The sequence below is a fragment of the Streptomyces thermovulgaris genome (assembly GCF_002155915.1).
In the GTDB taxonomy this organism is placed as follows: Bacteria; Actinomycetota; Actinomycetes; order Streptomycetales; family Streptomycetaceae; genus Streptomyces; species Streptomyces thermovulgaris.
In genome coordinates, this window is record NZ_MUME01000479.1 from 1 (window position 1) to 2,253 (window position 2,253).

Sequence of the window (2,253 nt, forward strand, 5' to 3'; positions counted from 1 at the left end):
CCTGCTCGGCGACACCCCCGCGGCCGTCCCCGAGGGCCTGCGCGCCCGCTGGCACGGTGTGCTCCGGGGCCTGGCCGGCCGGGACACGGTGCCCGGGCTGCTGCGGGGGTGTCGCCGAGCAGGGCGACGGCCCCGTGGACCGCCTCCACATGGCGCCGCATCTCATCGGCGGCGTCCGCGTCCAGTGCGGCGCAGGCCGGGGGCAGACCGACGAAGATCCGCTCGGCCAGGCCCGCGGCCACCCCGGCCAGGGCCCCGGTGTCCGTGCCGCGCACGTCGCCGTAGCGCAGGGAGCGCACCAGGGCCGGAAGCGCCTGGGCGAGGTGCCCGACGTCCGCGGCGAGCGCCGCCCGGTCGGCGAGCACCCGCATCACCACGGGCAGCGCGTCGGGGAGCCCGGCGAGCAGACAGTGCTCGGCGAGCGCGGTGACCTCGGCGAGCGTCCGCGCGGCGACGGCGTCGGCCTCCGCCTTGGCGGTCGCGGCGGCGAGCACGGTCGTCCCCCACACCCCGGCCTCGGCGACCCGCACCGCCAGCTCCGGCTCCCAGCACAGCCGCCAGGTCTCCCGGAACGTGCCCGTGCCGCTCCGCGGGACGGCCGGCTCCCCCCAGCCGACGCCCAGCAGCCGCAGCCGGTGCAGCAGCCTGCTGCGCCCGGCGTCGGTCTCCTTGCGCAGGTCGAGCTCCAGCTGCCGCTCCCGTGCCTCCGGTCTGAGCCGCAGCCGCCGCTGGAGGCGGGTCAGGTCCCGCTGCAACGGCACCGCGGGGGCCGCCTGCGGCACCTCCCCCAGGACGTCCCCGACCACCAGCCGGTCGTGCACCAGGGCCAGCGGCACGTCGGAGCCGTCGCACATCACCGCGCGCACCGCGTCCGTCGTCTCGCTCAGCCCCGGCAGCGGACGGCCGCGCAGCGCGGCGAGCGTGCCCGCCAGCCGCACCGCCTCGATGACGTGCGCGGAGGACACGATCCGGTCCTCCTCCCGCAGCAGCCCCGCCACCCGGGTCATCCACCGCTCCACGGGCCGGTCCGGTGCGCCGAACAGATGGGCGTACCAGCCCGGCGACGCGATGCCCGCGCCGTAGCCGCTCGCCCGGGAGAGCCGGCGGTGCGTCCACGGCACCCATGTCATGTCCGTCCTGATCCTGGGCAGCCCCTTCAGCAGGGCCCGGTCGGCGGCCACGGTCGTCCTTTGCCGCAGCGCCGGTACGTGCCAGGCCCCGCACACCACGGCGACGGCGTCCCCGAACTCGCGCCGTGCGGCGCGCACCCGGAGCCGCATGGCCGCCTCGCGCACCAGGTCCCGGTCGTGGTCCTCGTCCTCGTACGCCTCCCGCAGGGCGCCCATGGCCTCCTCCAGGGCCAGGAACGGGGCGAACACGTCCCCCTTCCCGGCGCCCCGGTGCTCGACGACGTCCTCCCACCAGCGCTCGGGGTCGTCGTACCCGGCGGCCTCGGCGAGCGCGGCGAGCGGGTCGGCGCGCACCTCGGCCCCGGGCGGGCGGCCTCCGGACGGGCGCTGCGCGGCCCCCTCCTCCGCGCAGTGCCCGTCCGGCTGCCCGTCCTGCTGCCCGTCCGGCTCGTCGCCCCACGCGAGCATGTGCGCGGCCGGCAGGTCGATGAAGCGGGCCGGGACGCCGTGCTCCAGGGCCCAGCGGAGGGCGACCCACTCGGGCGAGAACCCGGCCAGCGGCCAGAACGCCGAGCGTCCGGGGTCGTCCACGGCGTGGGCGAGGAGGGCGACGGGCGGCCGCATGTCCTCGTCGGCGGCGAGCGGGATCAGCGCATCGGCCTCCGGCGGGCCCTCGACCAGCACCGCGCGGGGCCGGGCCGCCTCCAGGGCGGCCCGCACCGCCCGTGCGGACCCGGGCCCGTGGTGCCGGACTCCGAGCAGCAGCGGTCCCGTGCCGGGCCACCGGACCCCGGCCGTCCCGGCTTCCGTCACCCCGTCCCCCCGCGTCGTCCTCGTCGCCCTCGTCACCCTCGCCGTCCCCGCCGTCCTCGTCCGCCCGTCCAGCTGGGCTCGCCGGCGGCGCGGCCCCCCACCGCGCCGGCCGGCGGCCGTCCCCCGTCGTCCGGCCGTCCGGTGCCGCTCATGCGCTCACCTCCCGGCAGGCCCGGTAGAAGTCCTTCCAGCCGTCGCGCTCGCGGACCACGGTCTCGAGGTACTCCTGCCAGACGACCCGGTCGGACGCCGGGTCGCGGACGACGGCGCCGAGGATGCCCGCGGCCACGTCACCGGCGCGCAGCACGCC

Annotated in this window: 1 protein-coding gene and 1 pseudogene; both read right to left on the bottom strand. The window is 78.7% G+C overall.

Features of this window, described 5'->3' with window-relative positions; genetic code table 11:
- A partial coding sequence (locus CCN35_RS26570; RefSeq protein WP_169721392.1) for a DUF5682 family protein occupies nt 1-1,943 on the bottom strand: 1,943 nt, incomplete at its 3' end.
- Between the two features lie 148 nt (nt 1,944-2,091).
- Nucleotides 2,092-2,253 (bottom strand): annotated as a pseudogene (locus tag CCN35_RS27980) (ATPase); the annotation flags it as partial.